The following is a 13,278-nucleotide window of genomic DNA, read 5'->3' as shown; positions in this document are numbered from 1 at the left end:
TCAGCAGCCGTCGATCCCGCAGGCGTTGCCCTGGCTGACGGCCAGGAAGGCCTGTTCGTCGAGGACCGCCTTGCGCAGCCGGGCCGCGTTCGGCACGCCCTCGATGCGGTGCCGGTCGTTGACGATGATCGTGGGAACGGCCGAGATGCGGTACGCCTGCGCGGTGCGCAGCGCCTCCTGGTGGGTTTCCCGGTAGGTGCCGTCCTTCAGCGCGCGTGCGTAGTCGTCGGCGTCGAGGCCGAGTTCGGCCGCGATGGCGGTGAGCACCTCCAGCCGGCCGATGTCCTGGTTTTCCTGGAAGAACGCCCGCAGCATGCGCGGGGTGTACTCGGCCGCCTTGCCGTGCTCGGCGGCGTACTGGTAGCCCTCGAACGCCAGCCGGGTGTACGGCTGCGGGGAGACGGTGGGCAGGGTGATGTCCACCCCCATCCGGCGGGCCATGGGGTAGACCGAGCTCGCCCACACCGAGGGCAGGTAGTCGTCCTCGGGGCGCAGTGTCGGCTTCGGGTAGGGCCGCAGTTCGAACGGCATCCACTCGATGTCGGCGTCGAGGTCGTGGGTGGCTTCGTGCAGGGGTCCCTCGGCGAGCATGCAGTACGGGCAGACGTAGTCCGACCAGACCTTGATGCTCACCCGGTCGTTGGTCGCGTCGTTCATCGCAGCTTCCCCTTGCTCGTGAGGTACTCCTCGAACGGCTTGGTCGCGTCCGGCACCTGCAGGTGTGTCACCTTCACCGGCCAGTCGGCCGGATCCTTCGCGAAGATCGAGTACGAGCCGGAGTAGTCGAAGCCGTACTGTGCGGCCGTCTTGCGGTCGACGGCGTACACGATGTGGCTGACGTTGAAGTACAGCGACGCCATGTAGCACAGGGCGCACGGTTCGCCGGAGGCGATCAGTGTGGCTCCGGCGGTCGCCCACACCCCTCGTTCGGCTGCGGCGTTGCGCAGCGCGACGACCTCGGCGTGGGCGGTGGGGTCGTCGTCCTCGCGCACCCGGTTGAATCCGGTGGCCAGGATCTGTCCGTGGTTGACGACGATCCCGGAGAAGGGGATGCCGCCTGCGGCGACGTGCTCTGCGCTGATCCGCACCGCCTCTTGGACGTGTTCGGCCAGCCGGCTCTCGGTGAGTGTCATGGCTGCATTCCTGTCGGAGGGTGGTTGGGCGGAGCGGAAGGGCGCCGCCTGTGATCGGGCCGGAGCAGAGCGGCCGGCCGGGGCGGTCTTCCGGTGCGGCCCTGGGCGGTGTGGTGGCTCGGCGCGGGCCTGGTCTCGAAGGGCGGGGGAGGCCGGGCCCGGCCTCGGCGGGGCCGTCTGAGGGATGCGCTGTGTGGTCCGGCGCAGCGACGACGGCACCCTCCTCCGCTTGCTTGTACGCACAAATGATTGCGCCGTGGGGACCCCCTTGCGGGATCGAAGGACTGGAGCAGAAGATTGCATGAACATGTATCTTGTTGTCAACGCTGCTCGGGAGGAGCCAATACCCCAGATGACAGTCATCCCTCAGGCGCCCACCGCGTCCTCCGATCAAGCCATGTGGAACAAGGTGCTCACCTTGCATGCACATGTTGAACGCCAGCTCACCCAGATGCTGCAGCGCAAGCACGGCATCGGCCTGTCCGAATTCCGCGCCCTGGAATGCCTGGTCCAGGCCGCGGAGGGCGAGTTGCGCATGCAGGACCTGGCGGACAAGGTGGGTCTCGGCCAGAGTTCGGTGACACGCCTGGTCGGCCGCCTGGACACGGCCGGATTCGCCTTCCGGGACCTGTGCCCCGACGACAAACGCGGCGTGTACGCGGTGATCACCGACGAGGGCCGGCAGCGCTACGCCGTCGCCCGCGGCACCTACGGCGAGGTGCTGAGCGCGGCACTGAACGCCGCGGGAGCCGTCCCCGAGCTCGCCCGTACCGTCCAGGCGCTGCGCAGCGGCGTCTGACCTGCGCTTTCTTCGACATCCGCGAGCCCGGCCCCGGGAAGGGGGCCGGCCGAGAGCCGCCCGGTCCCCCGGGCGGCTCTCGGCGTTTCCCGGCTCCGGCGCGGCGGATGACGGCAGAGCCCGGTTCCTGAGGCACAGCGCCCCGTGCGCCTGCGACGCCTCGGCCGTACGCCTGTGACGCCTTCGAGTGAACAGTTGACCAAGCGAGATTGTCACACTGGGGGAAGTGAACTCTCTCACACTCGTCACAGACGATACATGCTTGACTCTGCATACATTACCGCTACGGTGAATGACCGAACGACCACGGGGGGCGTAAACGGAGCCGGCTCGATCCGGTGTGTCCCGGGCTCCGGACGCGGTTTTCCGGCACACCTCATGCGCCGTCACCCCCCTTGGGGCCGCAGATCACTGTTCCCGTCGCATCCGGGATGGACAAGGGGGAATCATGCCATCTGCACGTCTGTGTGAAGCGCTGGCCGCACATGCCCGGCACCGGCCCGAGGCCGTGGCCCTGGTGTGGGGCGGGCGGCGCACGACGTATCGCCGGCTCGCCGATCTCGCCGGGGAACTGGGCGCCGCGCTGGACCGTCTGGGCCTCGACCGCAGCCGCCCGCTGTGCTTACCGGCGCACAAGACGCCGGAGACGATCGCCCTGCTCATCGGGGCCTTCCGGGCGGGGTACGCCGTCCTCGCCCCTTCGCCCGGGCTGGGCCCCGCAGTGCTGGAAACGCTCACCGCGCAGGCCCGGTGCTCCGTGGTCCTCACCGTCGACGACCGGGGCGTCCTGCACCACGACGACGTCCCGCAGGACGAGGCGGCCGCCCGCGGGTTCGACGCCGTGGACCCCGCCGCCGCCCGCCTGCTGCTCACCACCTCCGGATCCACCGGAACGCCCAAGACCGTGCCCATCGCGGCCGACGCCTTCGACCGGTTCGCCGCGTGGGCCAGCGAACGCTTCCGGCTCACCGAGCGGGACACGCTGCTCAGTCACGCGCCGCTCAACTTCGACCTCTCGCTGCTCGACGTCTGGACCGGGCTCCTGCTCGGCGCCACGGTCGTGCTCGTCGAGCAGGACTCCAGCACCGACGCCCGCCACCTGCGGGACCTGCTCGCTCAGTACAAGGTCACCTTCGTGCAGGGCGTCCCCATGCTGTACCGGCTGCTCACCCAGGACGATGCCCGGTACCCGCACGTCCGCACGGTGATCTTCACCGGGGACGCGATGCCCCGTCCGCTGCTGGCCCGGCTCGGCGCGGCCTTCCCCGGCGCCCGCTTCCACAACGTCTTCGGCTGCACCGAGACCAACGACAGCTTCCTGCACGACGTCGACCCCGCCGCAGCGGGGGACACGATCCCGATCGGCCGCCCGCTGCCCGGCGTGCGGGCCCTGCTCCTCGACGACGAGGGGAAGGTCCTCGACGGGCCCGGCACGGGTGAGCTCTTCGTGTCGACCCCGTTCCAGACCGCGGGTTACCTGCAACGGGAGCGCAACGAAGGCGTGTTCGTCCCCGCGCCCGACGGCGGAAGCGAGGTGTTCTACCGCACCGGCGACATCGTCTCCCGGGACGCCGAGGGCCTGCACTGGCTCGACGGGCGGACCGACTTCCAGGTCAAGGTCCGCGGGGTGCGCACCAACGTCCAGGAGGTCGAGAACGTCCTGGCCGCCCATCCGGACGTCGCCGAGGCCGCCGTGGTGGCCCTCCCCGACCCGGAGGCCGGCTACCGGCTGCACGCCCAGGTGACCCGGCGGCCCGGCACCGCGCTCACCTCCCTGCGCCTGCGCACCCACAGCGCCGCGCACCTGCCCCGGCACGCCATCCCCTCCTCGGTCCAGGTGGGCGACACACCCCTGCCGCGCACCGCGACCGGGAAACCCGACCGCAACCTCATAAAGGCGCTGCGCCAGAAGGGAAACCACGCATGAGCACGCTGACGGACGACATCCGCGGCTACGTCGTCGCCGAATTCCTCGACGGAGAGGACACCGCCGACCTGACCACCGAGTTCGACCTGATCGCCAACGGAGTCGTCGACAGCCTCGGGCTGGTCCGGATCGTCTCGCACCTCTCCGCCGCCTACGCGATTCCCGTCGACGACATCCCGCTGAAGCCGGAGCACTTCCGCAGCATCGGCGCCATCGTCGCCTTCGTCGAGAACGCGAACCGGGCCGCCGCCTGATCTTCCGGGAGAACCCCGGAGACCGGAGAAACGAAAACCCTCACATCCCGAAGGAGTTTTGTGATGATCGTTCGGAGCATGAGTGACATCGTCCCCGTGGAGTGGGGCAACGGCACCAGCCACCGCCTGCTGACCGAGGCCGACGGCATGGGCTTCACCGTCTGCGAGACCCTGGTGCGCAAGGGCACCTCGAGCGCGCTGCAGTACCGCCGGCACCTGGAGGCCTGCTACTGCATCGGCGGTTCCGGCGAAGTCGTCACCACGGACGGGACGCGTTTCAAGATCATGGAAGGCACCATCTACGCCCTCGACAAGAACGACGCGCACCACCTCGTGGCGTCCGACTACGAGGACCTGAGACTGATATCGGTCTTCAGTCCCGCCCTGCGCGGCGACGAGAAGCACACGCTGTCCCCCGACGGCTTCTCCCAGTACTGAGTCCCGTGTTCCGGGGCCCGCCCGCGGGCCCCGGCCCCTCACTCACCACGTACCGGAAGGCCGACACAGTCATGACATCCGCATTCGCGCAGTCCGCTCCGCAGGCCCCCGACCCCGACCCCTATGAACTCGCCGCCCCCTGGGCCGAGGAACTCAACCGTGACGTCGAGGAGTTCGACGCCCGCGCCGAGTTCCCCTGGGAGAAGTGGAAGACGATCCGGCGCTCGGGAATCCTGGCGGTCCCCTTCGAGACGCGTTACGGCGGCCGCGGCGGCACCCTGACCGAGACGATGCGCGCCCTGGAGGGACTCGGATACACCTGCCGGGACGCCGGCCTCGGCTTCAGCGCCTCCACCCAGATCGTCAGCGTCGGCGTGCCCCTCCAGGCGTTCGCCGGCGAGGACCTCAAGTCCCGCTTCCTGCCGCGGATCATCTCCGGCGAGCTGATCACGGCGCATGCCATCACCGAGCCGGAACACGGCTCGGACGCCATGAACATCACCACCACCGCGCGGCGTGACGGCGACGACTACGTCATCGACGGCGGCAAGACACTCATCACCAACGCGCCGATCGCCGACCTGTTCCTGCTGTACGTGCGCACCGGCGAGCCGGGCCCCTTCGGCCTGAGCGTCTTCCTCGTCGAGCGCGGCACCCCCGGCCTCAGGATCGGTGAACCGCTGGCCAAGATGGGACTGCGCACCTCCCCGCTGAGCGAGGTGACCTTCGAGGGTCTGCGGGTGCCCGCCGCCCGCCGCATCGGCCAGGAGGGCGCCGGCTTCCTGATCCTCGACCACGTGATGAAGCGGGAGATCCTGTTCTCCTTCTCCCTCACGCTCGGCGAGATGAGCCACCGTCTGGAGCGGGTGATCCGCCACGCCAGGACGCGCCGCCAGTTCGGCGGGCCGATCGGCCGGTTCCAGGGCGTCTCGCACCGGATCGCGGACATGAAGATCGCGGTGGAGACCTCACGCAAGTGGCTCACCGACACCGGCGCCAAGGTCGAGGCCGGCCAGGACGCGGCGATCGACATCGCCGCGACCAAGACGGTGGTCAGCGAGGCCAACAAGACCACCGCTGTGGACGCGGTGCAGATCTTCGGCGGCCAGGGCTACCTGACCGGCACCGGCATCGAGCGCGACGTGCGCAACGCCGTCGGCGGAACCATCTACTCCGGCACCAGCGAGATCCAGCGCAACCGCATCGCCGCCCTGCTGGGCCTGTGAGCGGACAGCGCCGACGAAAGGGTGACCATGAACACCATCACGAGCGCCGAACACGCCCGGCTCACCGCACCCACCGCATTCCTGGACCACGACACGGACGCCGTCCAGGCCTTCGTCGACCACGCGGTCGCCGACCGGGCCGCCGACAAACGCCGGCTCGCCGTCGAGCTGTACTACGCGGTCCGCGACGACGTCTTCTACGAGGTGTACGGGGCCGATCTGTCCCCCCGGGGACTGCGCGCCAGCCACGTCGCGGCCACCAGGAAGGGCTTCTGCCTGCACAAGTCCGTACTGTACGCGGCGGCCTGCCGGGCCGTGGGCATCCCTGCCCGTCTGCACTACGGCGACGTGCGCAACCACCTCGCCTCCGACCGGCTGCGCGCCCACATCGGCGGAGACGTCTTCTTCCACGGCCTCAACTCCGTCTACCTCAACGGAACATGGGTGAAGGCCACCCCGGTCTTCAACAAGATCCTGTGCCGCCTGTACGGGATGACGCCGCTGGAGTTCGACGGCACCGCCGACAGCGTGCACCACCCCTTCGACGACCAGGGCAGGAAGAACATGGAGTTCGTCGCCGACCACGGCGGCTTCGACGACGTGCCCTACGAGTTCGTCATGTCCCAGATGCGCCGCAAGCACCCCCGCTTCCTGGACGGCAGCGGCACGGTCCGCGGCGGCTCACTGGCCGCCGAGGCGACGGCCTGACCCCGAAAGGAGTGACCATCATGAGCGACATCCAGGCCGAGAAAGACGGCTGGGAAGCCCGGGCACGGATCGGCGTGGTCGTACCGCACGCGGACGTCGGCCCGGAGTCGGAATTCCAGGCGATCGCCCCCGACGACGTCTTCGTCCACGGCTCACGCGTGCACTTCGCGGCGATGCGGCCCGGCGGCGAGATGGACCCGAAGATCCCGCACGACCCCGTACGCGCCTTCGTGGAACCGCCGCTCATCGACGACGCGGTGGAACTGCTCGCCGCCTCCCCCCTCGACGTGATCGCGCTCGGCTTCACCAGTTCCTCCTACGTACTCGGCGCAAGCGGCGAGAAAGAACTGTTCGCCCGGCTGGCCACCCGCACCCGGGACATCCCGCTCACCGGCACCACCGCGGCCGCCGTCACCGGCCTCACCGCGCTCGGCGCCCGCAAAGTGGCGATCGTCAACCCGCCGTGGTTCGACGACCGGCTCTCCCGCCTCGGCGCCGGCTACTTCACCGAGCAGGGCTTCACCGTCGTCCACCACGGCCCGTGCGGCCTGCCCAGCAACCAGAAGCTGATCACGCCCCAGGCCCTGTCCGACTGGATCCGCACCACCGTCGCCGGCCACCGGCCCGACGCCGTCCTGGTCGCCGGCAACGGCATCCGCGCGGTCGGCGTCATCAACGCCCTCGAAAAAGAGCTGGACTTCGCCGTCCTGACCGCCAACCAGGTACTGTTCTGGCACGCCCTGCACCTGGCCGGCGCAGGCCAGACAGCAACCCGGATCACCGGCTACGGGCGGCTGTTCCACACAGCACCCGGCAGCAGCGCGTCATGAGCCTGCTGGCCGCCGACGGCCACATCGCCCTGTTCGGCACCCCCGAGGGAGACTCCTACAGCCTGCCCCTGGTCTGCTGGCGCGACGACGGCACCACCGTCCACGGCCTGGTCCTGCACCGCGGCGCGCTGCGCCAGGCCGAACTCGTATCCGGCTTCCGCCGCTACGCACACAGCAACGAGACCACCCCCTCCCTCACACCCGCACAACCCCAACCACGCTACGCCGGCACAGCCGGCTGAACCCACCCGGGCCCGTCCGGCACCACCCGCACGGGCCCACCACCACGAGCCCACCACCACCCGCACAGGCCCACCACCACGAGCCCACCACCACCCGCACAGGCCCACCACCACCACGGGCCCACCGGCACGGGCCCACCGGCACGAGCCCACCACCACCCGCACAGGCCCACCACCACGGGCCCACCACCACCACGAGCCCACCACCACCCGCACGGGCCCACCACCACCACGGGCCCACCGGCACGGGCCCACCGGCACCGGCGCCGGCACCCCGACGAGGGCATCGCCCTCACCCTGACCGCCCACCACGCGGCCCCCGCCCCCGGACAACCAGCGGCAGACACCCCCAGCCGCCACACCCAGCAGCACCGGCCCGCGCCCCTGCCCGACCCGGCCGTGCCGGCCGGCGCGCAGGGCGTGTCCCCCAGCCTGTGCCGGTCGCTCCCGACGCTCTCCCCAGCGGCATTGACAGCAAGATACATGTTCATGCAAGCTTTATCTGCCTTCGCGAGGGCTTGCGACGCCGCCTGATTGACGGCATTAACATGCACGTACAAGCAAATTCTGTGGGGGTAGTGCGGCCCGGCCGCCGTTCTTGCTGCCGCCGGGGCCACCGCCGCCCCACGGCGGCCCGGCCCCGGACCACGCCGACCCCCACCGGACGAAAGGACCGCCATGCAGTGGCTCTACCTCGCCATCGCGGACATCTTCGAAATCGTCGTCGCCATCGCAGCCGGCAAGGCCGAGGGCTTCAAGAACCGCCGGTGGACCGCCGTCACCCTGATCAGCGGTGCGCTCGGGACCTACTTCCTCAGCAGGGCACTGCTGACCTTCGACGTCGGCGTCGGCTACGCCATCTGGACGTCCATCGCCGGCATCGGCATCACCGTTCTCGGAGTGCTGCTCTTCGGCCAGCGCCTGAACTGGCGCAAGGCCCTCGGCATCGTCGTCATCATCGCGGGAGTCGTCGGCCTCCAGCTCAGCGGTGCCGCCTAGAAATCCCGCCCACGCCCGATCCGCATCCCCGAAAGGACCCCGGTACATGTCCCGCACCGAGCGCTCCTCCGCCAACTCCTGGCTCATGCTCCTCCTCGCCGGAGGATTCGAAGTCGGCTACGCGCTCTCCGTCGGCGGCAGCCACGGCTTCACCCGCCTGTCGTGGTCACTGGTCGCCGTCGTCTTCTTCCTCCTCACCCTCTGGGCACTGAGCGTCGCACTGCGCACCATCGACGTCGGTATCGGCTACGCCGTCTGGGCGGGAATCGGAGCAGCCGGCGCAGCACTGCTCGGCCCGGCCTTCTTCGACGAGACCCTCACCCCGGTCCAGGCCCTGTGGCTCGGCGTCATCATCGCCGGAGTGGTCTGGCTCAAGCTCGCCGACAGGCCGCAGGAACCCCAGGAGACCGCTGTCAGGCCGCGGGAAGTCCAAGGCGCAGAGCGCTGAAGGCTGTCCAGCCCGACACTCCCCCACCCCGACTCCTGTGACGGTCCGCCAACGGAGTCCTCGTCCCAAAAGCCCGCCCACGGTGCCGCGGCCGGCGGCCGAGCACCTGGCCGGGCAACCGGGTACCGAGGACCCGTCGGTGGTGAAGCGGTACACCGAGCGGCGCGCGCTGCCAGCACTCCAGATCTTCTGGCGGCCACGGCCACAGCCACGGCCACGGCCACGGCCACGCCACATGACCGAGTACGGCCCGGAGAAGGACGTCCGCAACGCCCTCGCCAACACCATCTGCCCGGGCATGTGTGAGATCCAGCGCACCCGCATCGCCGCCATGCTCGGCCTGTCACGCCGACGCGCCACGCGCCACGCGCCACGCGAAGGGAAGCCCGCATGACCAACGGCCCTGCGCCGCCGCTGCGCACCACCGCGTTCCTGGACCACCACTCGCTCAAGGTCCGGGAACGCGTCGAGCGATCGGTCCAGGGCCCGTCTGCCGGCCCCGTAAGCCAGATGACCGACCTCCACTACGCCGTGTGCGACGGCCTGCTCCACGAGGTGTACGGCACCGGTCCGTCCCGTCAGGGGCTGACCGCCGGCTCCGTACTCCGTGCTGGTCAGGGCCTTCCGCATCGGCAAGCCCCGCGCCTTCGCCGCCGCGGCACGGGCCGTGGGCGTGCCCAGCCGGCTCGTCATGCCACGGCGTGCGCGACCATCCGGCCGCAAAGCGCCACAAGCAGCCCATCGGCGGCGAGGTCTCCTTCCACACGCTCGCCCCGGTGCACTCGAACGGCCGCTGGATCCGGGCACCTCCGGTCTCCCACAAGCTGCTGTGCCGCCTGCACGCGATGAAGACGTTCGGCTTCGACGGCACCACGGACAGCATGCACCACCCCCCCCCACCAGGAGGGCGCGACAGGCACCTCGCAGAGGGAGTTCATCACGGAGCACGACGGATTCGATGACCTGCCCCACGGCTTCGTGATGGCCGCACGCGCCGCTCCCACCCCGCTTCCTCAAAGGCTCCGGGACGGTCACCGGCGGCTCTTGCGCCGGTGAAGCCGGCACCCGGGCCTGATCCCCCGGCCAGAGAGGAGAATCATCATGCTCCGTACCACCCCCACCACCGTTGCCGGAGCCGACCCCGCGCTGCTCGCCGTGGACGAGGAAGTCGCCGAGGCCCTGCACGAGGGACGGCCGGTCGTCGCCCTCGAGTCCTCCGTGATCCCGCACGGTCTTCCGTATCCGGCCAACCTGGAGTTGGCCCACGACATCGACGCGGCCGTGCGAGCCTCCGGTGCGGTTCCCGCCCGCGTCGGCATCCTCGACGGCCGGATCGTCGTCGGCATGAGCAAGGAGCATCTCGAACGCTTCGCTTCCAACCCCGGGATTCCCAAGGTCAGCACACGCGACCTGGGCATCGTCCTGGCCGGCGGGGGCGCCGGGGCCACCACGGTCTCCTCGTCCCTGGTCGCCGCCGACCTGGCCGGGATCCGGGTGTTCTCCGTGGCAGGCATCGGAGGCGTGCACCGCGACGCTCCGCACAGCTTCGACATCTCCGCGGACCTGGTCCAGTTCACACGCAGCCGTACGGCCGTGGTGTGCGCCGGCGCCAAGTCGATGCTGCATCCGGCATGGACCCTGGAGTGGCTGGAGACCGCCGGCATACCCGTGATCGGCTACCGCTGCGACGACTTCCCCGCCTACTTCAGCGTCAGCAGCGGTGTCCGCAATCCGCACCGCATCGACGACCTCCGGCAGATCGCGGCAGCCGCCGCGGCCCACTGGGACACGGCCACGGCCACATCGGTCCTGGTCACCCACCCGATCGCGGAAGCCGACGGGATTCCGTCCAAGGACGTCGAAGCAGCCCTCGCCGAGGCCACCACGCTGGCGGAACGCGACCGCGTCACGGGCCCCGCCATCACGCCGTACCTCCTCAAGGCGATCGCCAAGGCCACCGAGGGCCGCACCTCCGCGGCCAACCGCTCGGTGCTGCTGTCGACCACGGCACTGGCCGGCGAGTTCGCCGTGCAACTGTCCCTCGAACTCGCCGCGCGTGAGGAGACCGGCCAGTGACCGCACAGGCGACAGCACCGGTCCTGTTCGACCTCGACGGCACCCTGCTGGACACCCCTCGGGCCATCATGTCGGTGCTCGACCGGGTCCTGGCGGAGTCGGGCCGTCCCGCACCACCACGAAAGCAAGTACGGGCCACCGTCGGAAGGCCCCTGGTCGCGGCCTTCGGCGAACTGCTGGACCTGCCGCACGAACACGCCGAGGTGGAAGCCGCCGTCGCACGCTTCCGAGAGCTGTTCCGAAAGACCGTCGTGCCCGAGGCGAAGTCCATGGTCTTCCCCGGCGTACCGGAACTCCTCAAACGACTGCGCAGTCAGGGCCGTCCCCTCGCCATCGTCACGAGCAAGATTCGCGCCAGCACGGAAGAACTCCTCGAACCGGCCGGCCTCAGCGGCCACTTCGATACCGTCGTGTGCCACGGCATGGCCCCACGGGGCAAGCCCCATCCCGGCCTCGCCCTGCTCGCCGCACGACAGCTGGGCCGAGCCCCCGAAGAGTGCCTCGTGGTGGGCGACGCCGTCGACGACATGCGGATGGCTCACGCGGCGGGCATGAAAGCGATCGGAGTGTCCTACGGGGTCGCGACGGCCGGGCAACTGCTCGACGCGGGAGCGCGGGTGGTGTGCGAAACCGTACCGGCGCTCGGCGAGACGCTGGGAGTCCTCCGGTCCTCCGCAATGACCACGCCCCGCGGCTGACCCACTGCGCCGGACTTCGGCCACACCGCGCCCCACCACGCACTCCCTCGCCAACACGAAACCACCAAAAAACGGTTGGAAAAAAACATGGCATCACCAACGACACCCGGCACGACGTCGCCGAAAAGTCCCCTCGCAGGTCTGGCCACACTGTCCGCGGCCCAGTTCCTCATCGCACTCGATTTCTCGGTCATCTTCGTGGCCCTGCCCAGCATGGGCTCGGACCTCCGACTGTCCGGCAGCACCACCCAGTGGGTGGTCAGCGCCTACGCCGTCTTCTTCGCCGGATTCCTCATCGTCGGCGGGCGGGCCGCCGACCGTATGGGCCCGCGCAACATGTTCACCGCCGCCCTGCTGCTGTTCGGCGGCGCCTCACTGGCCGGAGGCGCCGCCGGAAATGCCTCCCTGCTGCTGATCGCCCGAGGAGCACAGGGCGTAGCCGCCGCCACCCTCCAGCCCTCGATCCTGGCCCTGGTGAACACGACCTTCCGGCCGGGACGCGAGCGCACACGCGCACTCGCCGTCTGGGGAACGGTGGGCGCCAGCGGCCTCGCCGCCGGCGTCGTCATCGGCGGCCTGCTCACCACAGTGTCCTGGCGCTGGACGTTCTTCGTGAACCTGCCGTTCGCCGCCGTGTGCGCACTGGCCGCGCCACGGCTGCTGCCCGGCAGGACCGACACGGGCAAGACCATACCCCTCAACATCCTCAGCGCCGTGCTCTGCACAGCAACCGTCCTCGTCTCGGTGCTGGGACTCACCCTGGCCGCGGACGTCGGCTGGACGGATCCGCTCGCCCTGAGCAGCTTCGCCGCCGCCGTGGCCCTGCTCGCCCTCTTCGCCGCCCGGGAACGCGGCAGTGCTCAGCCGCTCGTCGAATCCTCCCTGCGCAGCACCCGCACTCTCCTCGTCGGCTGCGGCGCCTCGGCACTGTACATGGCGAGCGTCGCGGGATCCGAGTTCTACCTGGTCACGCTCCTGCTCCAGGAAGGGCGCGGATACGAGCCGCTGGCCGCGGGCATCGCCTTCCTGCCACTGGCAGTGTGCATCACGCTCGGCAACATGACCGCCGGCCGTCTGATCAACTCACTCGGCGTACAGCGCACACTACCGCTGGCCTTCACCATCGGAGCAGCCGGCCTCGTACTGCTCGCCGTTTCCGTGCACAACCACTCATATCTCACAGGCATGCTCCCCGGCCTCCTCACAAGCGGCATCGGCCACGGCATGATCTACACCTCCATGTTCGTCGGCGGGACACGCGACGTCGCCGACCACAACCAGGGCGTCGCCGGTGCCCTGATGACCACGACCCAGTACGCAGGCGGCGCACTGGGCGTAGCAGTCCTGGTCCTCGTCCTGGGCACCGACCCCGGCGACAGCCGCTTCCTGCCCGCATTCCTGCTGACCGCCGCCATCGCCCTCGCCGGGACCGTATGGTCCTGGGCGGGATTCCGCGCACCCGCCACCCAGGCCGCAACACCGAAACCGTCCGCGACCCAC

The 13,278-nt window shown here is 69.9% G+C and carries 15 protein-coding genes and 1 pseudogene; 14 read left to right on the top strand and 2 right to left on the bottom strand.

Going from position 1 to position 13,278, the window contains the following annotated elements; genetic code table 11:
* The gene (locus tag AB0G63_RS30850; RefSeq protein WP_360756909.1) at positions 1-657 is read right to left on the bottom strand and encodes a DsbA family oxidoreductase; all 657 of its coding nucleotides are present in this window, start codon (positions 655-657) and stop codon (positions 1-3) included.
* The gene (locus AB0G63_RS30845) at positions 654-1,133 is read right to left on the bottom strand and encodes a nucleoside deaminase (protein ID WP_360756906.1); all 480 of its coding nucleotides are present in this window, start codon (positions 1,131-1,133) and stop codon (positions 654-656) included. The genes AB0G63_RS30850 and AB0G63_RS30845 overlap by 4 nt, the downstream gene beginning before the upstream one ends.
* A 352-nt stretch (positions 1,134-1,485) precedes the next feature.
* Here AB0G63_RS30845 and AB0G63_RS30840 point away from each other — a divergent pair, with 352 nt between their 5' ends.
* The 14 genes and pseudogenes from AB0G63_RS30840 to AB0G63_RS30775 form a co-directional block, all read left to right on the top strand.
* The gene (locus AB0G63_RS30840; protein ID WP_360756903.1) at positions 1,486-1,932 is read left to right on the top strand and encodes a MarR family transcriptional regulator; all 447 of its coding nucleotides are present in this window, start codon (positions 1,486-1,488) and stop codon (positions 1,930-1,932) included.
* Between the two features lie 448 nt (positions 1,933-2,380).
* Positions 2,381-3,859, top strand: a complete 1,479-nt coding sequence (locus tag AB0G63_RS30835; protein ID WP_360756901.1) for an AMP-binding protein — start codon at positions 2,381-2,383, stop codon at positions 3,857-3,859.
* Complete coding sequence (locus tag AB0G63_RS30830) at positions 3,856-4,113, top strand: acyl carrier protein (protein WP_360756898.1); 258 nt, start codon at positions 3,856-3,858, stop codon at positions 4,111-4,113. The genes AB0G63_RS30835 and AB0G63_RS30830 overlap by 4 nt, the downstream gene beginning before the upstream one ends.
* Positions 4,114-4,176: 63 nt before the next feature.
* Entirely contained in the window at positions 4,177-4,551 is a 375-nt protein-coding gene (locus AB0G63_RS30825) for an ectoine synthase (RefSeq protein WP_360756895.1), read from the top strand.
* Positions 4,552-4,622: 71 nt separating this feature from the next.
* Complete coding sequence (locus AB0G63_RS30820; protein WP_360756892.1) at positions 4,623-5,777, top strand: acyl-CoA dehydrogenase family protein; 1,155 nt, start codon at positions 4,623-4,625, stop codon at positions 5,775-5,777.
* Between the two features lie 27 nt (positions 5,778-5,804).
* Entirely contained in the window at positions 5,805-6,485 is a 681-nt protein-coding gene (locus tag AB0G63_RS30815) for a transglutaminase-like domain-containing protein (protein ID WP_360756890.1), read from the top strand.
* 20 nt (positions 6,486-6,505) lie between these two features.
* On the top strand, positions 6,506-7,315 hold the full coding sequence (locus AB0G63_RS30810) for a maleate cis-trans isomerase (RefSeq protein ID WP_360756887.1): 810 nt from the start codon (positions 6,506-6,508) through the stop codon (positions 7,313-7,315).
* Complete coding sequence (locus tag AB0G63_RS30805) at positions 7,312-7,557, top strand: DUF6253 family protein (protein WP_360756884.1); 246 nt, start codon at positions 7,312-7,314, stop codon at positions 7,555-7,557. Before AB0G63_RS30810 ends, AB0G63_RS30805 begins: the two co-directional genes overlap by 4 nt.
* 672 nt (positions 7,558-8,229) lie before the next feature.
* Positions 8,230-8,556 (top strand): annotated as a pseudogene (locus tag AB0G63_RS30800) (SMR family transporter); the annotation flags it as partial.
* A gap of 46 nt (positions 8,557-8,602) precedes the next feature.
* Positions 8,603-9,004, top strand: a complete 402-nt coding sequence (locus AB0G63_RS30795; RefSeq protein WP_360756882.1) for a multidrug efflux SMR transporter — start codon at positions 8,603-8,605, stop codon at positions 9,002-9,004.
* A 235-nt stretch (positions 9,005-9,239) separates the two neighbouring features.
* Positions 9,240-9,398: a hypothetical protein gene (locus AB0G63_RS30790; protein WP_360756880.1), complete on the top strand. Its 159-nt coding sequence runs from the start codon at positions 9,240-9,242 to the stop codon at positions 9,396-9,398.
* A 707-nt stretch (positions 9,399-10,105) separates the two neighbouring features.
* Positions 10,106-11,080, top strand: a complete 975-nt coding sequence (locus AB0G63_RS30785; RefSeq protein ID WP_360756877.1) for a pseudouridine-5'-phosphate glycosidase — start codon at positions 10,106-10,108, stop codon at positions 11,078-11,080.
* On the top strand, positions 11,077-11,778 hold the full coding sequence (locus tag AB0G63_RS30780) for an HAD family hydrolase (protein WP_360756874.1): 702 nt from the start codon (positions 11,077-11,079) through the stop codon (positions 11,776-11,778). The genes AB0G63_RS30785 and AB0G63_RS30780 overlap by 4 nt, the downstream gene beginning before the upstream one ends.
* A gap of 87 nt (positions 11,779-11,865) precedes the next feature.
* On the top strand, positions 11,866-13,278 hold a 1,413-nt coding region (locus AB0G63_RS30775), incomplete at its 3' end, for an MFS transporter (RefSeq protein WP_360756872.1).

This window comes from Streptomyces sp. NPDC020996, assembly GCF_040641355.1.
Taxonomy (GTDB): Bacteria; Actinomycetota; Actinomycetes; order Streptomycetales; family Streptomycetaceae; genus Streptomyces.
The sequence above is the reverse complement of the archived record's forward strand: the minus strand, read 5'-3'. Positions and strand labels throughout refer to the sequence as shown.